The organism is Luteimonas salinisoli (genome assembly GCF_013425525.1).
GTDB lineage: Bacteria > Pseudomonadota > Gammaproteobacteria > Xanthomonadales > Xanthomonadaceae > Luteimonas > Luteimonas salinisoli.
This window is the reverse complement of the sequence record NZ_JACCKA010000092.1, coordinates 81,631-99,756: the sequence shown is the minus strand read 5'-3', so window position 1 is coordinate 99,756 and position 18,126 is coordinate 81,631. Positions and strand designations below refer to the sequence as shown.

The 18,126-nt window shown below is 71.4% G+C and carries 15 protein-coding genes; all 15 read left to right on the top strand.

Features of this window, described 5'->3' with window-relative positions:
* On the top strand, nt 1–240 hold a 240-nt coding region (locus H0E84_RS18745), incomplete at its 5' end, for a PPC domain-containing protein (protein ID WP_180680178.1).
* Between the two features lie 219 nt (nt 241–459).
* Entirely contained in the window at nt 460–2,202 is a 1,743-nt protein-coding gene (gene gspE, locus H0E84_RS18740) for a type II secretion system ATPase GspE (protein WP_180680177.1), read from the top strand.
* A 127-nt stretch (nt 2,203–2,329) separates the two neighbouring features.
* A complete protein-coding gene (gene xpsF, locus H0E84_RS18735; protein WP_180680176.1) occupies nt 2,330–3,547 on the top strand; it encodes a type II secretion system protein XpsF in 1,218 nt (405 codons plus the stop codon).
* A gap of 286 nt (nt 3,548–3,833) precedes the next feature.
* Entirely contained in the window at nt 3,834–4,238 is a 405-nt protein-coding gene (gspG, locus tag H0E84_RS20585; RefSeq protein ID WP_257644302.1) for a type II secretion system major pseudopilin GspG, read from the top strand.
* A 14-nt stretch (nt 4,239–4,252) separates the two neighbouring features.
* A complete protein-coding gene (gene xpsH / locus H0E84_RS18725; protein ID WP_180680174.1) occupies nt 4,253–4,750 on the top strand; it encodes a type II secretion system protein XpsH in 498 nt (165 codons plus the stop codon).
* Between the two features lie 149 nt (nt 4,751–4,899).
* On the top strand, nt 4,900–5,325 hold the full coding sequence (gene xpsI, locus H0E84_RS18720) for a type II secretion system protein XpsI (protein WP_345776350.1): 426 nt from the start codon (nt 4,900–4,902) through the stop codon (nt 5,323–5,325).
* Nucleotides 5,326–5,624: 299 nt separating this feature from the next.
* Complete coding sequence (locus H0E84_RS18715) at nt 5,625–6,296, top strand: prepilin-type N-terminal cleavage/methylation domain-containing protein (protein ID WP_345776352.1); 672 nt, start codon at nt 5,625–5,627, stop codon at nt 6,294–6,296.
* On the top strand, nt 6,293–7,159 hold the full coding sequence (locus H0E84_RS18710; protein ID WP_180680171.1) for a type II secretion system protein GspK: 867 nt from the start codon (nt 6,293–6,295) through the stop codon (nt 7,157–7,159). The genes H0E84_RS18715 and H0E84_RS18710 overlap by 4 nt, the downstream gene beginning before the upstream one ends.
* Nucleotides 7,152–8,330 carry a PilN domain-containing protein gene (locus H0E84_RS18705; protein WP_180680170.1) on the top strand — a complete coding sequence of 393 codons (1,179 nt, stop codon included), beginning with the start codon at nt 7,152–7,154 and terminating at the stop codon, nt 8,328–8,330. The genes H0E84_RS18710 and H0E84_RS18705 overlap by 8 nt, the downstream gene beginning before the upstream one ends.
* Nucleotides 8,311–8,922, top strand: a complete 612-nt coding sequence (gene gspM / locus H0E84_RS18700; protein ID WP_180680169.1) for a type II secretion system protein GspM — start codon at nt 8,311–8,313, stop codon at nt 8,920–8,922. The genes H0E84_RS18705 and gspM overlap by 20 nt, the downstream gene beginning before the upstream one ends.
* Nucleotides 8,912–9,694, top strand: a complete 783-nt coding sequence (locus tag H0E84_RS18695) for a general secretion pathway protein GspN (protein ID WP_180680168.1) — start codon at nt 8,912–8,914, stop codon at nt 9,692–9,694. Before gspM ends, H0E84_RS18695 begins: the two co-directional genes overlap by 11 nt.
* A gap of 10 nt (nt 9,695–9,704) precedes the next feature.
* Nucleotides 9,705–11,960 carry a type II secretion system secretin GspD gene (gspD, locus tag H0E84_RS18690; RefSeq protein ID WP_180680167.1) on the top strand — a complete coding sequence of 752 codons (2,256 nt, stop codon included), beginning with the start codon at nt 9,705–9,707 and terminating at the stop codon, nt 11,958–11,960.
* Nucleotides 11,961–11,978: 18 nt separating this feature from the next.
* Nucleotides 11,979–12,884, top strand: a complete 906-nt coding sequence (locus tag H0E84_RS18685) for a glycosyltransferase family 2 protein (RefSeq protein ID WP_257644300.1) — start codon at nt 11,979–11,981, stop codon at nt 12,882–12,884.
* On the top strand, nt 12,881–13,747 hold the full coding sequence (locus H0E84_RS18680; protein ID WP_345776349.1) for a glycosyltransferase family 2 protein: 867 nt from the start codon (nt 12,881–12,883) through the stop codon (nt 13,745–13,747). Before H0E84_RS18685 ends, H0E84_RS18680 begins: the two co-directional genes overlap by 4 nt.
* A gap of 1,154 nt (nt 13,748–14,901) precedes the next feature.
* Nucleotides 14,902–18,078, top strand: coding sequence for a TonB-dependent receptor (locus H0E84_RS18675; RefSeq protein ID WP_180680166.1), 3,177 nt, complete (start codon nt 14,902–14,904; stop codon nt 18,076–18,078).
* Nucleotides 18,079–18,126 lie beyond the last annotated feature (48 nt).

Below are 18,126 nucleotides of genomic sequence, written 5' to 3'. Positions count from 1 at the left end.
GAGGTGCCGGCGGGCGTGAACGGCCCGTTGAGCATCACCACCAGCGGCGGCAGCGGCGACGTGTCGCTGCACGTCAGCCTGGACGAGGAACCGGACGCCGGTGCCGGCGACTGGAACTCGACCCGTCCGGGCAACAGCGAGACGATCCGCATCAACGGCCCTGCGGCAGGCGTGTACTACATCAAGCTGTACGGCGAGCGCGCGTACAGCAACGTGACCCTGCAGGCGCGGCACAACTGACCGGAGACCTCCGTCCCCGGCTGTCGCAGGAACCCCGGCTTCGGCCGGGGTTTTTTGCTTGCGCCAGCGTCGACGCCGGGCCGCCGGCCCCGCGGCCGCGGCTGCGCGAGGGGCGCCGCGCCTGAGGTCTTCTCCGTTCATCCGCGCGCCTGCGACGCGGGATTCGAACTGCTACAGTCGGCCTCCGGATTCGACCAAGCAGCCAAGGATCGCCGAAGCGTGAACGCGACGCTCGAAGCCCGCAGCGAGCCTGCCCCCGACGAGCTCCCGGCCGAAGAGCGGGTGATCGCCGCGCTGGTCGGGCGAGGCCGGCTGAAGGATGCCGATCTCGGCCGCGCGCGGCGCCTGCACGCGGAGTCCGGCGGCAGCCTGCTCGCGCTGCTGGGACGCCTGGGGCTGGTGTCCGAGCGCGACCACGCCGAATCCTGCGCGGAAGTGCTGACGCTGCCGCTGCTGGCCGCGAAGGACGTGCCCGAGGCGCCCCCCGAACTGGTCGAGGACGCCCCGCAGCTGTCGGCGCGCTTCCTGCGCCAGTTCCATCTTTGCCCGCTGGACATGCGCGGCGACCGGCTGGCGGTGTGGATGGCGGATCCGCACGACGGCTACGCGATCGACGCCGTGCGCCTGGCGGCCGGCTGCCGGATCCAGCCGGTGGTCGGTCTGCGTTCGGAGATCGACGACCTGGTGGAACGCTGGTACGGCCAGGGTCGCAGCGCCATGGGCGCGATCGTCGAGACCGCCGATGGCGAGGGCGGCGGCGACGCCGACGATGTCGAGCACCTGCGCGACCTGGCGTCGGAGGCGCCGGTGATCCGCCTGGTCAACCTGGTGATCCAGCGCGCGGTGGAGCTGCGCGCCTCGGACATCCACATCGAGCCGTTCGAGAACCGGCTCAAGGTGCGCTACCGCATCGACGGCGTGCTGGAGGAAGGCGAGAGCCCGCCCTCCAACCTCACCGCAGCGGTGATCAGCCGCGTCAAGATCATGGCCAAGCTCAACATCGCCGAACGTCGGCTGCCGCAGGACGGCCGCATCATGCTGCGGGTGCAGGGCAAGGAACTGGACCTGCGCGTGTCCACCGTGCCCACCGCGCACGGCGAGTCGGTGGTGATGCGCCTGCTCGACCGCGAGACCGTGGTGTTCGACTTCCACCGGCTCGGCTTCACCGACGAGTTCCTGCCGCAGTTCCAGCGCGTGCTCGAGCAGCCGCACGGCATCCTGCTGGTCACCGGGCCGACCGGCTCGGGCAAGACCACCACGCTGTACACGGCGCTTTCCAGGCTCAACACCGCCAGCGTCAAGATCATCACCGTCGAGGACCCGGTCGAGTACCAGATCGAGGGCATCAACCAGATCCAGGCCAAGCCGCAGATCGGCCTGGACTTCGCCAGCGCCCTGCGCAGCATCGTGCGCCAGGACCCGGACATCATCATGATCGGCGAGATGCGCGACCTGGAAACCGCGCGCATCGCCATCCAGTCGGCGCTCACCGGCCACCTGGTGCTGTCGACCCTGCACACCAACAACGCCGCCGGCGGGATCACCCGCATGCTCGACATGGGCGTGGAGGACTACCTGCTCACCTCCACCGTCAACGGCATCCTCGCCCAGCGCCTGGTGCGGCGGCTGGAGCCGGAGCACGCCGAGCGCTATCCGGCCTCGCCGGAGGAGATCGAGAAGTTCGATCTGCGTCGGTTCCAGCCGCAGGGCGAGATCTTCCTGTACCGGCCCCGGCCCTCGGAACTGGCCGCCACGGGCTATCTCGGGCGCACCACGATCGTCGAGTTCCTGGTGATGAACGACGAACTGCGCCGCGCGGTGATGCGCCATGCCGGCATGGGCGAGCTGGAGCGCATCGCCCGCGACGCCGGCATGCGCACCATGTACGAGGACGGCATCATCAAGGCGCTCGCCGGCGTGACCACGATCGAGGAAGTACTGCGGGTAACGGAGGACGCATGAGGCCGGGAATCGTGAATCGTGAATCGGGAGTCGGAGAAGCGCCCTGCGGAATCGGGCCGCTCGTTCCTGGCCCGCGGCGTTCCGTCCTTTTCCATTCTCCATTCCCGATTCTCCATTCCCGGCTCTGATGCCCCTCTACCGCTACAAGGCGCTCAACGCCCGCGGCGAGACGCTGGACGGCCAGATGGAGGCCGCCAGCGACGGCGAGGTGGTGCAGCGCCTGCAGGAGCAGGGCCACCTGCCGGTGGAAGCGCGGCTGGCGAGCGAGGGCGGCGGCGAGCCGGCCTGGCGGACGCTGTTCCGGCCGAAGCCGTTCTCCGGGCAGCGTCTGGTGCAGTTCACCCAGCAGCTGGCCACGCTGCTCGCCGCCGGACAGCCGCTGGACCGCGCCCTGGGCATCCTGCTGGATCTGCCGGAGGATGCGACCGCCAGGCGCACCATCACCGAGATCCGCGACGCGGTGCGCGGCGGCAGCCCGCTGTCGGCGGCGCTGGAGCGCCAGCACGGCACGTTCTCCCGCCTGTACATCAACATGGTGCGCGCCGGCGAGGCCGGCGGCAGCCTGCACGAGACCCTGCAGCGCCTGGCCGACTATCTCGAGCGCAGCCGGGCATTGCGCGGGCGGGTGATCAACGCGCTGATCTACCCGATCATCCTGCTGGCGATGGTCGGCCTGTCGCTGCTGTTCCTGCTCGGCTACGTGGTGCCGCAGTTCGGGGCGATGTACGACAGTCTCGACGCCGAGCTGCCGCTGTTCTCGCAGGTGGTGCTCGGGATCGGCCTGTTCGTGCGCGACTGGTGGATCCTGCTGCTGGTGGTCCCGGCGCTGGCGCTGTGGTGGTTCGACCGCCGCCTGCGCGACCCGGCGGTGCGTGCGCGCTTCGATGCCTGGCTGCTCGGCGTGCGCTTCGCCGGGCCGCTGGTGGCGCGGCTGGAGACCGCGCGGCTGGCGCGTACCCTCGGCACCCTGCTGCGCAACGGCGTGCCGCTGCTGGCGGCGCTGGGCATCGGCCGCAACGTGCTGGGCAACCGCGCCCTCGCCGCCGACGTCGAGGCCGCGGCCGAAGAGGTGAAGGGCGGCGCCGGGCTGGCCGCCGCGCTGGGGCGCGGCAAGCGCTTTCCGCGGCTGGCGCTGCAGATGATCCAGGTCGGCGAGGAATCCGGCGCGCTCGACGCGATGCTCCTCAAGACCGCCGACACCTTCGAACAGGAAACCGCGCAGGCGCTGGACCGCATGCTGGCGGCGCTTGTGCCGGTGGTGACCCTGTTGCTGGCGGGCATCGTCATGGTGGTGATCCTCGCCGTGCTGATCCCGATCTACGACCTCACCAACGTCATAGGCTGATTGCATGAATTCTTATCGTGGTTGCCGGGGTTCCGGCTGGGGTGTTTCTCCTTCCGTGGCGTGCGGCGATGGTCGTGGGCGATTCCTTCAGGCGAGTCCCGGCGCCGGGCCCGTCCGCACCCGAACGGTGCGGCAGGCGGAAGGCACTACGGCCCGGCGATTCATTGCTGCAAGCCGTGGCGACGGCCCAGTTCCCGCCTCGTCGGGAAAGGTGCTGCAACCGACAGGCGGTACAGCTCGGCAATTCACTGGCACAGCCCGTGCCGACGGCATCGTTGATGCAAGGTTGGTGCGTTCGCGGGAGCGGGGCTTCAGCCTGATCGAGATCATTCTGGTGGTGGTGCTGATCGGCGGCATCGTCGCCTTCGCCGCCACCCGTATCCTCGGCGGCGGCGACCGGGCCCGGGTCAACCTCGCCAAGGCGCAGGTGCAGACCCTCGCCGAGAAGGTGCAGAGCTACCAGATGGACACCGGCAGCCTTCCCTCGAGTCTCGACGACCTGGTGACCCAGCCCGGCAATGCCGGCGGCTGGCTCGGACCGTACGCGAAGCAGGCCGAGCTCAACGATCCCTGGGGCACGCCGTTCGAGTATCGCGTGCCGGGCCAGGGCGGTCCTTTCGACATCGTCAGCTACGGCGCCGACCGCAGCCCCGGCGGCGACAGCGTCAACGCCGACATCCGCTACGAATAGCCGGTGGCGGATGCATGAAGGCCATGGCGGCGCGGCGATGCGCGACCGGCTTCGCCGGTAACCCGGCGGCGCGCGGTTTCTCGCTGCTGGAAGTGCTGGTGGTGGTGGCGCTGATCGCCGTGGCCAGCCTGCTGGCCGTGGGTGCGCTCGGCGGTGGCATCGAGCGCATCCAGCTGCGCTCGAGCGCGAAGGAGATCGCCGCCAACCTGCGCTACACCCGCGCCCACGCCCTCGCCACCGGCGCCCCGCAGGAATTCGCGATCGATCCGGTCGCGCACAGCTGGCGCGCGCCCGGTGGGCGCAGCGGCAGCATTCCGAAGAAGCTGGAGATCGTCTTCACCGGTGCACGCGAGGTACAGCCGCGCGAGGGCGAGGGCGCGATCGTGTTCTTCGACGACGGCGCGTCCACCGGCGGCCGGGTGCGGCTCCAGTCCGGCAGCGCCGGCTGGAACGTCGACGTGGCCTGGCTGACCGGCGAGGTGCGGATGCATCGGGCGGAGGGGCGGCCATGAAGCGCGGCTTGGCCGCGGTCGCATGCGGTGGCTGTCACGTTGGTGCCGCGTTGGTGGACGCGCGGGAGCCCAACAGCGGCGCTCGCGGGCCATTCGCTGTCGTCAGCCGTGGCGACGGCCTCGTTGGTGTGGGGGCGGTGGGTTCGCGGGTGCGCGGGTCGCGGGAGCGGGGCTATACGCTCATCGAGGTGCTGGTGGCGTTCGCCGTCCTTGCGCTGGCGCTCACGCTGCTGCTGGGGACGCTGTCCGGCGCCACCCGCCAGGTGCGCTGGTCGGCCGATGCCGGACGCGCCGCGCTGCATGCGCAGTCGCTGCTGGCGCAGGTCGGGGTCGGCGAGGTGCTGCAGCCGGGGCGCAGCGACGGTGCGCTGGAGGACGGCCGCTACCGGTGGGTCCTCGAGGTCGAGCCGTACGTCGATCCGGAGCTTCCGCCCCCGGCGCTGGTCGATCCGTTCGCGCCGCGGATGCTGGCGCTGCGGCTCACCGTCGCCTGGGGCGAGGCTGCGGGAGAGCGCCTGGAGCTGCACTCGCTGCGGCTGGTGCAGCCGGATGTCGAGAGCGGGGTGGATCTGTGAGGTCGTGGGGCGCCGGGTGTGGGCGTGGTCGTTGGCCGGGGGCGATCGGGCTGGATGGGCGGGCGCCGGGAAACGTCTTTCTATTTTGTGGGCGATTGGAGGGCGTATGCCGTGGCGACGGCCTCATTGATGCGGAGACGATGGATTCGCGGGAGCGCGGCGACGGCCTCGTTCGTGCAGGAGCGGCGAGTTCGCGGGAGCGCGGCGACGGCCTCATTCGTGGAGGGGCGGTAAGTTCGCGGGAGCCCAAGAGCGGTTTGCGTGGGGGATTCACTTGTGTAAGCCGTGCCGACGGCCTCATTAGTAGAGGGGCGGGAAGTTCGCGGGAGCGGGGCTTCACCCTGATCGAGGTGCTGCTGGCCACCGTGCTGCTGGCGGCCGGCCTCGCGCTCGCGTTCGCCACCCTGCGCGCCGCCACCGCCACGGTGGAGCGCGGCGAGGACCTGGCGCAGCGCAGCGAGCGGATCCGTGCCGCCGAAGGTTTCCTGCGTCGGCGCCTGGTGTCCGCGCAGCCGATGGCCTTCGCCGTCGACGAGCGCACAGGCGCGCCGGTGCGCTTCCTCGGCGAGCCGCAACGGATGCGCTTCGTCGCCGACCTGCCGAACTATCTCGGCCGCGGCGGGCCGGCGCTGCACGATATCGGCGTGGCGCGCGACGGCGACGGGCTGCAGCGCCTGGAGGTGGGCTTCGCCACGGTGCTGGCCGGCGAGGCCATCGAGGAACGCGACGCCCGCCCGCCGGAGCCGCTGGCCGCCGGACTGGCCTCGGTGCGCTTCAGCTACCGCGGGCTCGGCCCCGACGGCCGCCCGAGCGGATGGCTCGAGCGCTGGGACGCCGGCATGCAGCTGCCGCTGCAGGTACGGGTGGAGGTGGAGGGCGAGCGCGACGGCGCCTGGCCGGTACTGGTGGTGGCGCTGCCGCAGGGCGACGGCCGCATCGGCGAGGACGCGCTGCAGGGGGCGGTGCCGTGAGCGCGGCCCGTTGCCGGGGCGCGGCGCTGCTGCTGGTGCTGTGGCTGGTGGCCCTGCTGACCGCGCTCGTCGGCGCGTTTGCGCTCTCGGCCAGGGTCGAGCACATGCAGGGCCGGGTGCTCCACCGCGGCGCGGCCGGTGGCGAGGCGGCGCGCGCCGGCCTCGAATACGCGGTGGCGCGGCTGGCCGATCGGGATCCCGCGACGCGCTGGCTTCCCGACGGCCGCGAGTACGCCTGGACGTTCGCCGATGCGCAACTGCGCGTGCGGATCGTCGACGAGACCGGCAAGGTCGACTTGAACGCCGCCGAGCAGCCGCTGCTGGCGGCGCTGCTGCGGGTGGTCGGCGCCGATTCCGCCCAGGCCGAGGCGCTGGCCGGCGCGATCCTGGACTGGCGCGATCCCGACGATCTCGGCCAGCCGCTGGGCGCAGCCGAGGACCCGCAGTACGCGGCGGCAGGGCTGCCGTACGGAGCCAAGGACGCGCCGTTCGAGAGCATCGCCGAGTTGGAACTGGTGCTGGGGATGCCCCCGGAACGGGTCGCCGCTCTGCGCGATCACGTCACCGTGCACAGCGGCCAGGCCATGCCCGACCAGCGCTATGCCGGTGCCGAGGTGCTGGAGGCGATGGGGCTCGAGGCCGGTCCGCTGCTGGAACAGCGCGGAATGGCGCCTGAAACGGGGCTCGCCGCCGAACTCGGCGGTGCGGGCAGCGGCACGTATAGTATCGACAGTCGCGCGCGGCTGCCGGACGGCCGCGACGCGGTCCTGCAGGTGGTGGTGCGCGCGGGCGGCAACGGTCTCCCCGGGGCGGCCTATACGCCGTTGCGCTGGAAGGAGGGGACCTCGGCACCTGATGGCTGACGCCGACCACATCGCTGCGCGCATCTCGCTCCGCCAGCGCTTCGGGCGCGTCGGCGGGCGGCTGCGTCCCGGCGTCCACGGATTCTGGTCGTGGTGGACCCAGGCGCTGCTGGCCTGGTTGCCGCTGCGCCTGCGCGAGCTGCTCGGCCTGGTCGAGCAGCGGCTGCTGCTGCGCCTGCGCGGCGGATCGCTGGCGCTGCTGCTGGAACGCGGCGGCCAGGCGCGCCTTCTTGCCGAACTGCCCTGGGCCGCGGCGGCGGCTCCGGCGGAGGAGCCGCTGGCCCGGGTGCTGCGGCCGCAGGTGGCCGAACTGCCGCGCTGGCTGGTACTGACGGCCGTCGCCGGCCTGCGCCGGCGCATGCTGGTGCCGGGCGCGGCGGCGGAGCGCCTGCGCGAGGTGCTGGGCTTCGAGATCGACCGCCAGACGCCGTTCGCGGCAGCCGACGTCTGCTTCGATGCACGGCTGCTGGAACGTCGTGCCGACGGCCAGCTCGAGGTCGAGCTGGTGGTGGCGCCGCGCAGCGCGGTGGATGCGGCGCTCGCCGCTCTGGGGCCGCCGGCGGACGGGCTGGCGGGGGTGGATCTCGACGACGGCGAGGGCGAGCCCCTCGGCGTCAACCTGCTGCCCGAGACGCGCCGGTACCGGCGCGCCGACCCGTGGCAGCGCTGGAACCTGGCCCTGGCGGCGGTCGCGCTGCTCGCCACCGCCGCGGCGCTGTGGCAGGTGCTGGAAAACCGCCGCGCCGCCGCCGACGCCTTCGAGCAGGCCTCGCTGCCGCGAATCGAACAGGCGCGCGCGGCCTCGGCGCAGCGCCAGCAGCTCGACGACCTGATCGAGGGCATGCGCCATCTCGAGCAGGCGCGCGCGGCGCGGCCGACCATGGTCGAGCTGCTCGACGAGCTCAGCCGGCGCCTGCCCGACAGTACCTACCTGGAAAAGCTGGCGATCGAGAACGAGCGCATGCTGCTGATCGGCCTGAGCAGCGAGGCCTCCGCGCTGATCGGCCAGCTGGAAGAGTCCGCGCTGTGGCGCTCGCCGGCGCTGACCGGCGCGGTGCAGCCCGATCCGCGCACCCGCCGCGATCGCTTCACCCTGACCGCCGAGATCGCGGTCGACCAGCCCGCCGCGGCCGGCGGGACCGGAGGTGCCGATGCGCCGCGCGATCCCTGAGCGCGAACGCTGGCTGGCGCTGGCGATCCTGCTGGCGGTGCTGGCGCTGGGCTACCTGCTGCTGGTGCATCCGTGGTGGACGGTGCCGATGCGCGAGCTGGGCGCGCGCATCGACACCCTCCAGCAGCGCGACCTGCGGGCGCGGATGGCACTGTCGCAGGCGCCGGAGCTGCGCGAGCGCACCGAGGCCTTCCGCGAACAGGTGGCGCGGCTGCCGGGCTTCCTGCCCGAGCGCAGCCCGGAACTCGCCACCGCGGCGCTGGTGCAGCGGCTCGAGACCGCGGTCGCCGAGGCCAGCCCGGGCAACCGCAGTTGCGCGATCATCAACCGCTCGCCGCTCAACGACGTGCGCGCGCAGCGCTTCCCGCGGGTGGTGGTGCAGGCGCGCGTGCGCTGCGGCAGCCCGGAGCTGGCGGCGGTGCTGCACGCGCTGGAGAGCGGCAGCCCGCGGCTGTTCGTCGACAATCTCAACATCCTCTCGCAGGCGCACTACATGGCCGCGGAGCAGGCCGGCCAGGGCGTGGGCCTGGACGTGAGCTTCGACCTGTACGGCTACCTGCAGCCGCCGCCGGGCCGTGCCGATGCGCGCTGACGGCGCCGGCGCCCGCACCCGCCTGCTCGCCGCTGTGGCGCTGTGGGCCGTATGCGTCTGGCTGCTGGCGCTGTTCGGCCTGGGCGGCCGCGTCGCGACGTTGCCGGAGGACCCGGCGCTGCTACAGCCGCTGCCGCAGGGGAGCGCCGGCGCCGAAGAGCGGCTCGGTCCGCTGCCGCAGTACGCCGAGATCGGCGAGCGCCCGCTGTTCGCCGCCGACCGCCGGCACCGGCCATTCTTCCTCGACCCCCAGGGCGAGGGCGAGGAGGGGCCGGGCGAGTTCGACGTGGTGCTCACCAGCGTGATGATCACTCCCGGCCTGGAGATGGCCATCGTGCAGCCGCGCGGGGGCGGCGAGGCGTTGCGGATCAAGGTGGGCGAGTCGCCGCGCACCGCGCCGGCCTGGTCGCTGACCTCGGTCGGGCCGCGCAGCGCCGTGTTCGCCGGTCCCGAGGGCGAGCGTGCGTTGGAGTTGCGGGTGTTCGACGGCGTCGGCGGCGAGCCGCCGACGCCGGTGGTTCGCGAAGCGAGCGCCGGCAATGGCGGCGGCTCCAGGCGCCTTCCCGCGCCGCCGGCCGCAGCCGTGCCCGCGCAGCCTGCGGCGCAACCGCAGCAGCTCGACGCCGCGGCCGAGGCGGACGGCCCCGCGACCACCGAGGAAATCACCCCGGCTGCGCAGGCCGAGGCGATCCGCAAACGCATCGAGGCCCGCCGCGCGCGGCTGCGCCAGGAGGCGCAGCAGCAGGCGGCAGGCCAGCAGCAGAACCCGTAGAGTGCATGCAATGAAGCTTCTTTCTCCGATCAAGGCGTCGATCGCCGCCCTCCTCGCCACCCTCCTCGTCGCCTGCGCTACGGTGCCGGCGCCGGACGTGCGCCGCGACGGGGGCGCGTCGGCGGGAGCGCCGCCCGGCGGCGCGCAGGGCGCGCCGCTGGAGGAGGAGGACGGATTGCCGCGGGCGCAGATCCGCCGCGGCACGGGCCAGGTGATCAACCAGAGCGCCGCGGCCTCTGCGCCGCCGGGCATCGGCGGCACCACCGGCTCGGCGCAGTTCAATTTCGAGGGCGAATCGGTACACGCCGTGGCCAAGGCGATCCTCGGCGACATGCTCGGCCAGAACTACGTCATCGCCCCCGAGGTCCAGGGCACGGTGACCGTGGGTACGCCGCGGCCGGTCAGCCCGGCGCAGGCGCTGAGCCTGCTGGAGATGGTGCTGGCCTGGAACAACGCGCGGATGATCTACAGCGATGGCCGCTACAACATCGTGCCGGCGGACGGCGCGGTCGCCACCGGCACGGTGGCGCCGCGCACCGGCACCGCCACCGGCGCCCGCGGGTTCGAGGTGCGGGCGGTGCCGCTGCGCTACATCTCCGCCACCGAGATGGAGAAGGTGCTCGAGCCGTACGCGCGTCCGGACGCCATCGTCGGCGTCGACAACGCCCGCAACGTGATCACGGTCTCGGGCAGCCGCGCCGAACTCCAGAACTACCTGCGCACCATCGAGATCTTCGACGTCGACTGGCTGTCGGGCATGTCGGTGGGCGTGTTCCCGATCGACTCGGGCAGCGCTGCGCAGGTGGTGGGCGACCTGGAGCAGGTGTTCGGCGAGGACAGCGGTTCGCCGGTCTCGGGGATGTTCCGCTTCATGCCGCTGGAGGGCGCCAATGCGGTGATGGTGATCACCTCGCAGCCTTCCTACCTCGACGAGATCCAGCGCTGGCTGGAGCGCATCGACAGCGCCGGTGGTGAGGCGCGGCTGTATTCCTACGAGCTGAAGTACGTCAAGGCCATCGACCTGGCCGACCGCCTGGCCGAGGTGTTCGGCGCCGGCAGCGGGCGGCGCAGCGATGGCGGCGGCAGCGCATCGTTGATGCCGGGGCTGCAGTCCACGCAGGTCCGCGGCAGCGGGGTCGGCGGCCGCGACAGCAGCGCCGCGATCGGCGGCGAGGGCCGCGACTCCGGCCGCAGCGGCACCACCGGCGGCCGCACCGGCGGGTCCGGCAGCGGCGGCCAGCTGCAGCTCGGCGACAGCGGCCCCGGCTCGGGCAGCGTCACCCTCGAGGTCGACGGCGCCCAGGTCGGCGTCTCGGCGGTGGAGGAGACCAATACCCTGCTGGTGCGTTCCACGGCGCAGGCCTGGAAATCGATCCGCGAGGTGGTCGAGCGGCTCGACGTGATGCCGATGCAGGTGCACATCGAGGCGCAGGTGGTAGAGGTCGCACTGACCGACGAACTGCGTTACGGCGTGAACTGGTTCATCGAGCGGGCGGCGACGGACAACGGTTTGCCCAGTCTGGACCTGAACGTCAATCCGCTGCTGCCGCGGAGCTGGAGCACGCTGGCGGGCAGCATCGGGGGACGCGATGGCAACGGCCTGTCGTGGACGCTGTTCAAGAACGATGCCGCCGCGATCATCACCGCCCTCGACGACGTCACCGATGTGCGGCTGCTGCAGACGCCTTCGGTCTTCGTGCGCAACAACGCCGAAGCAGAGTTCAACGTCGGCAGCCGGATCCCGGTGTCGTCGGTCTCGATCAATCCGATCGGCGGCAGCAACAACGCGATCAGCCAGGTCCAGTACCTGGACACCGGCATCATCCTCAAGGTGCGCCCACGGGTGACCCAGGACGGGATGGTGTTCCTGGACATCGCCCAGGAAGTGAGTTCTCCGCTCGGCGATGCGGACGAAAACGGCAACGTGCGCATCGACACGCGCTATCTCAAGACCGAGGCGGCGGTGCAGAACGGCGAGAGCGTGATGCTGGCAGGCCTGATCAGCGATGGCGTCACCAACTCATCGACAGGGGTGCCCGGCCTGAGCCGGATCCCGATCATCGGTGCGCTGTTCGGCCAGAAGCGGCTCACGACCGACCGCAGCGAAGTCATCATTCTGATCACGCCTACGATCGTGCGTAACCCGTTGGACGCCCGCCGCCTTACCGACGAGTACGGTCGCCGCTTCCGCGCGATGGAGCCGCTGGAGAAGCAGCGGGCGGAGGAGGCGGCCCGGCCCGCCGGGGCCGCCGCCGGATCAGAATGACCGCGGGCGCGCCGGCGCATGGCTGATCTGCCGGTCGTCCTGCTGCCGCTCGGCGCCGACGACGACGCCCTCGACGCCTGCCTGGCGGCGCTCGATGCCGGTACTCCGGCGGGCACCCGAGTGTGGTTGGCCGACGACGCGCGCGCCGGCCCCCGCGGCTTGGCGATCGTCGAGCGCTGGCTGGCCGGGACCCGTCTGCGCGCCGACTACAGCCGGCGCCAGCGCGGCATCGGCGAGGTTGCGCACCTGGACGAGGCGCTGGCCGCCTGCGGCGATGCCGACGTGCTGGTGCTGGCGCCGGACGCGATCCCGGCGCCGGGCTGGGCCGCGGCGCTGGTCGCCTGCTTCGCCCGCGACGCCTCCATCGCCACCGCCACGCCCTGGTGCAACGCCGGCGAGAGCGCCGCCTGGCCGCGGATCGGCGAGATCAACCCGGTGCCCGACGACCTGGCCGGCCTCGCCCGAGCCTGCGAGACCCTGCCGCCGCTGCACGCCGAACTGCCGGCGGCGGTCGGGCATGCGGTGCTGCTGCGCGGCAGCGCGCGGCGCAGGGCCGGGGGCCTGGACGCCAGCAGCTACGCGTCCTGGTATGCGGCGCTGATCGACCTGTCGCTGCGCCTGGCTGGCCTGGGCTGGCGCAATGCGCTGTGCGAGACCGCGTTCGTCGCCCGCGGCGGCGGCGAGGGCGGGCCGGCGGAGGGCGACATGGAAGCGCTGGCGGCGCGCTGGCCGGACTGGCACGCGCGCCTGGCCGGGTTCCTGATGCGCGATCCGCTGGACGATGCGCGGCGGCGCCTGGCGGACGCCCTGGCGGGCCTGGAAGGCGGGTCACCGCAGCGCGACCTGTTCCCGGAATCCCCCGCCGAGGACACCGGCGCCTCCGCCACGCGGCAGCCGTCCGGCGACGGGGGAGCGCCAGCGTGAGCGGGCTTGGCGCGGAACCCGGCGCGGACATCGCCGCGGTCGTCGTCACCTACCAGAGCGCGTCGACCATCGACGACTGCCTGCAGCGGCTGCGCGCCGCGCGGGGCGTCGGCCAGATCCGGGTGGTCGACAACGCCTCGCGCGACGGCACGCTCGCCATCGTGCAGCGCCATGCGGCGGCCGACCCCAGGCTTCGCTTCATCGCCAACCCCGACAATCCCGGTTTCGGCGTGGCCTGCAACCAGGGCGCGCGCGACTGCGACGCGCCGTGGCTGGCCTTCGTCAATCCCGACTGCCTGCCCGAGGCCGATGCGCTGGCGCGGCTGCGCGCGCACGCGGCGGCGGCCGCCGGCGAGACGCTGCTCGGCGCCGACCTGGTCGACGAGGCGGGCGTGCGCGACGGTGCCGCCCGGCGCCGGGATCCGGATTTCGCCGCGATGCTGCACGCATCCTCCGCCCGCTCGCTGGACGTGCCGCTCGACGCCGCGCTGCCGCTGCAGCCGGTGGCGGCGGTCTCCGGCGCGCTGATGCTGCTTTCGCGCGCGCTGTTCGAACGCATCGACGGGTTCGATCCCGGCTATCGCCTGCACGCCGAGGATCTCGACCTGTGCCGGCGTGCGCGCCAGGCCGGGGCCATGGTCGCGGTGGCCAACGACGTACGTGTGGTGCACGTGCGAGGCGTGTCGAGCCGTTCCCGGCCGCTGTTCGTCGAATGGCACAAGCATCGCGGGCTGACGCGTTATTTTCGCAGGTTCGAAGCGCCGCGGCGCGGCGCGCTGCGGCGGCTCGCCGTGTACGCGATGATCTGGGCGCGCTTTCCCGTGGCGGTGCTGCGCGCGGCGTGGCGGGCGCTGCGACCGTAGGGGCGTGGACGTTGCGCGGCGCCGGTAGGGAACCGCGGAGCGGGCAGGGGCGGGCTTCGGGCGACGGAACGCTGCCGCCGGACAGTTTCCTGCCGGCGGGTCGCGCGCAGCCGCGAACGGCCACGAGGCCCCCTTTCAGGACGCGTGTCGGTGGCCGAAACGCGCGGAAATCGCTGCTGCGATGCACAACACTCCACTTCCCGCTTGCGGCCGGCAGGCCGGCGAGGCCGGTCCCGTTCCGGCGGGGCCAAGGTCGCGGCGGCGCGGCGGCGAGTCCCGGTCGGAACCGAATGCCACCGGTATCAATCGCGTCGTTGTCGGCTTTTGCAGCGGGGAGAGATCGAGCCCGGACGGATGACGTCCGCCGCCCGAGGTCGAGCGTTCGGTCCCGCATCGTGCAGCCCGCCCGGCGCGCGCGGAACCGCTGGAGAGGGTCATGGCACGGCGCGCTGGACAAACCAGGAAAGTGATGTTAGCGGTAACACATGGCAGCGTTGTCATCGGGGGCGCGACACGCAGGCCATTGCACCGTCGGGAGGGAGGGACGTATGGAGAGCGCACAGCGGAATCGATCGTTTGGCGAGCGCAGGCTGGGCAGCGGGCGCCGAATCGGGGCAGGGACACGAGCGGGATGCAGGGCGACGAGGGACCGCGCACGAGCGGCGCGCCCTGCCGTGCGGCACGCGCCGAGGAAGGCGCCCGTATGCGGCGGCCGCCGAACCGGCACGTCGAGCGACACGATCCAGATGCGCTCCGCAAGCAAGGTAGCGATAACGACAACACGGCCGGGCCACGCGACCCGGTCCGAACCGAGGGAGGGAGATCATGAAGCAGTTGCCGCAGCCGAGACGAAAACCCGGGCCAACGACCGTGGGGCCGGGCCGGCACCCGGACCGGACCCCGGACGGCGCGATGCCGTGCCGGATCCGGTCGTCGATCCGCATCGGCACCACCGGACCCGCTACTGACCGGTAGTCGCGTCCGCCCGCCGGCGCGGCGTTGCGCCGGCGCGCCCCGGATCGCGCGGGCACGCGGCAGCACCGGCATTCCACCATGCGATCGATCCGGATCGCGGATGCGCAAACCGGTGTCGCCATGACGCGCGCCAGATGCGCGCGTACATCCACCCAATCATCCAGGAACCAGGCACGCCCATGAATCACGACAAATTCAAGCGATTCAAGTCGAAGGCCCTGTTCACCATCGTCGGTGGCGTGATCGTCATCAACCCCGTCTATGCGCAGGACGCCCAGGACCCCGCCCAGAACCCCCAGGGCGCGCAGACGCAGACTGCGCCGGACGCGACCACGCTCGATGCGGTGACCGTCATCGGCATCCGCAACAGCCTCGAGCAGTCCATGAATGTCAGGCGCGATTCGTCCGGCATCGTGGACGCGATCTCCGCCGAGGACATCGGCAAGTTTCCCGACACCAACCTGGCCGAATCCCTGCAGCGCATCACCGGCATTTCGATCGAGCGCCGCGACGGCGAGGGCGCGCAGGTCACGGCGCGCGGCTTCGGCCCGCAGTACAACATGGTGACCCTCAACGGCCGCCAGATCCCGGGCGCCGACGCCTTCGGCGCGGCCGGCCAGGTGCCGATCGGCGGCATCGACTCGGGAACCCGGGCGTTCAACTTCGCCCAGCTCGCTTCGGAGGCGATCAGCGGCATCGAGGTCTACAAGACCGGCCAGGCGACCGTGCCCAGCGGCGGCATCGGCGCCACCATCAATATCCTGACCGCGCGCCCGCTCAACTACCCCGGCGGCGAGGTGGTGGCCAGTGCCGGCGCCAAGGCCGTCTACGACGAGTCGCAGCCGTTCGGTACCGACTTCACTCCCGAAGTCTCGGGCATCTTCAGCTACGCCAATCCCGACAAGACCTGGGGCATCGGCCTGGCGGCCAGCTACCAGAAGCGCCACGGCGGTGCGGTGCAGGCCACCGAGAACACCTGGAACATCCAGGAGTGGACCGGCACCGACGCGTCCCTGCGCCCGGGCGCCACGTTGGTCAACGCGCCGGAGATCGGCCAGCTCTACGGCCTGCCCAACGACATCCGCTACGCCTTCGCCGACTACGAGCGCGAGCGCATCAACGGCCAGGCCGTGCTGCAGTTCGCGCCCACCGACGCGCTGGTCTTCACTCTCGACTACACCCGCTCGAACAACGAGATCAAGGAGACCCGCGGCGAGCAGACCATCTGGCTGCAGCGCAGCAACAGCTTCAGCCACCTGGAGTTCGACACCGGCGAGGAAGTCGCCACGCCGGTCTACCTGCGCGACGTGGTCGGTCTGAAGGACTTCGGCTACGAGCAGCAGACCAACCACCAGAAGTACACGCTCGACTCGCTGGGCTTCAATGCCGAATGGCAGGTCACCGACCGCTTCCGGCTCGCGTTCGACGCGCACCGCACCGAATCGGAGAGTGTGCCGAACGACCCGGTCACCGGGGGCGGCGCTACCTGGTTCAGCCTGGCCGGCACCAACAACTGCTCCGACGGCCCCTACTGTGGCGGCAACTGGGCGCAGGAAATGCGCTTCAACGAGGGCTTGCCCATCGCCGGGCGGACCTGGTATCCGTCCATCGACGACGCGCTGGCAGACACCAACGGGGTCGTCAACCCGGACTTCCCGGCCTCGCAGCTGGGCTCGCAGGTGCTGCGCGTCAACGCCCTCAGCCAGGTCACCGAGATCGATCAGGCGCGGGTGGACGGCACGTTCGACTTCGACAACGGCCGCTTCCGCTTCGGGGTGGACACGTCCAAGGTCAGCATGACCCGGCAGAACCACATCGAGCGCTACAACACTCTGGGCGACTGGGGCGTGGGCAATGCCGGCAACGAGCCCGGCATGGTCGAACTGCTGAGCCCGATCAGCATCGTCGGCATGTTCGACGACTTCAGCGCCCCGGGCGCAGCGCCGGGGGCGTGGTACGGCGACGCCACCGCGCTGGGCCAGTGGGCGGCATCGAGCGGGTACGCCGCCGATTTCAGCGTCGATCCACGCCTGGCCGCCGACAACCACATCGAGGAGAAGACCAACTCGGTGTACCTGCAGGTGGAGCTGGACGGCGAGTTGGGGGGCATGACCACCAACACCCGCATCGGCGTGCGCTACGAGGATACCGATCTGACCTCGACTTCGGCGGTGACGGTGCCCGAATCGATCGTCTGGACCTCGAACAACGACCACCGCATCGACCGATCGGACGAAGTGATTCCGTTCAGCGAGGAGAACAGCTACAGCTACCTGCTGCCCAACGTTGATTTCAGCATCGACCTCACCGATGACTTTAAGGCTCGCGCTTCGTTCAGCCAGACCATCGCCCGTGCGCCGTACGGTGACCTCTACGCCGGACCCGGCGTAAACGCACCAACCGGTTCCACCCTGGTCAATCCGTCGACCCGCGCCTCCGGCGACGCCAAGACGCCCACTCTGGAGCCGCTGGAGTCGGACAACCTCGACCTGGCGCTGGAATGGTACTTCGCCGAGTCGAGCTACTTCTCGGTGACGTACTGGAACAAGCGCGTCGACAACTTCATCGGCAATACCGTGGTGCGCGAGAACCTGTACGGCCTCACCGACCCGGGTGCCGGCCCGGACGCGCAGGCGGCGTTGGCGTTCCTGCAGAGCGATGCGTGCACGGCCCAGGTGGGAGCCGCGGGCAACGATGTCGACGCGGCTTGCTCGGCCAACGACACTGCTCTGTTCACGGCGGTGGCCATGCTCCGGAACGCGGGCGAGACCGGCGGCCTGGCGGCCTACGACGGCAGTTCGGGCCAGGTGCTGGAGATGGAGGCGGGCTACGACCTGATCGGCGAAGCCGACGATCCGCTGTACATGTTCGACGTCAACCGTCCGATCAACCAGAACAAGGCCAAGCTGCGCGGCTGGGAAATCGGCGGCCAGTACTTCTTCGGCGACAGCGGCTTCGGGGTGTACGCCAACTACACCATCGTCAGCGGCGACGTCGGTTTCGACAACGGCTCCCTGAACGAACAGTTCGCGCTGCTCGGTCTGAGCGACACCGCCAACCTCATGCTGATGTACGAGAACTTCGGCTGGACTGCCCGCCTGGCCTGGAACTGGCGCGACGAATACCTGATTCTCGCCAACCAGAACGGGTCCAACCGCAATCCGCATTACGTCGAGGCCTACGACCAGATCGACCTGAGCGTGAGCTACGCCTTCAACGACCACCTGTCGGTCGGCTTCGAGGCGATCAATCTGACGGGCGAGGATGTGCGCTGGCACGGCCGCTCCGAGAAACAGGTCATCCGGGTCCTCGACCAGAGCCCGCGCTACATGGCGGCACTGCGATACCGCTTCTGAACCCGGCCCACGGGCCGGAGCGCCGGCAAGTGCCGGGGCCGCCACGCA

Bases quoted from the DNA above. Each gene is read 5' to 3' on its own strand.
- gspD (WP_180680167.1), top strand. From the start codon at position 9,705: ATGAAGCTTCTTTCTCCGATCAAGGCGTCGATCGCCGCCCTCCTCGCC.
- H0E84_RS18705 (WP_180680170.1), top strand. From the start codon at position 7,152: ATGGCTGACGCCGACCACATCGCTGCGCGCATCTCGCTCCGCCAGCGC.
- xpsH (WP_180680174.1), top strand. From the start codon at position 4,253: ATGAAGGCCATGGCGGCGCGGCGATGCGCGACCGGCTTCGCCGGTAAC.
- xpsF (WP_180680176.1), top strand. From the start codon at position 2,330: ATGCCCCTCTACCGCTACAAGGCGCTCAACGCCCGCGGCGAGACGCTG.
- H0E84_RS18675 (WP_180680166.1), top strand. From the start codon at position 14,902: ATGAATCACGACAAATTCAAGCGATTCAAGTCGAAGGCCCTGTTCACC.
- H0E84_RS18685 (WP_257644300.1), top strand. From the start codon at position 11,979: ATGGCTGATCTGCCGGTCGTCCTGCTGCCGCTCGGCGCCGACGACGAC.
- H0E84_RS18695 (WP_180680168.1), top strand. From the start codon at position 8,912: ATGCGCGCTGACGGCGCCGGCGCCCGCACCCGCCTGCTCGCCGCTGTG.
- gspM (WP_180680169.1), top strand. From the start codon at position 8,311: ATGCGCCGCGCGATCCCTGAGCGCGAACGCTGGCTGGCGCTGGCGATC.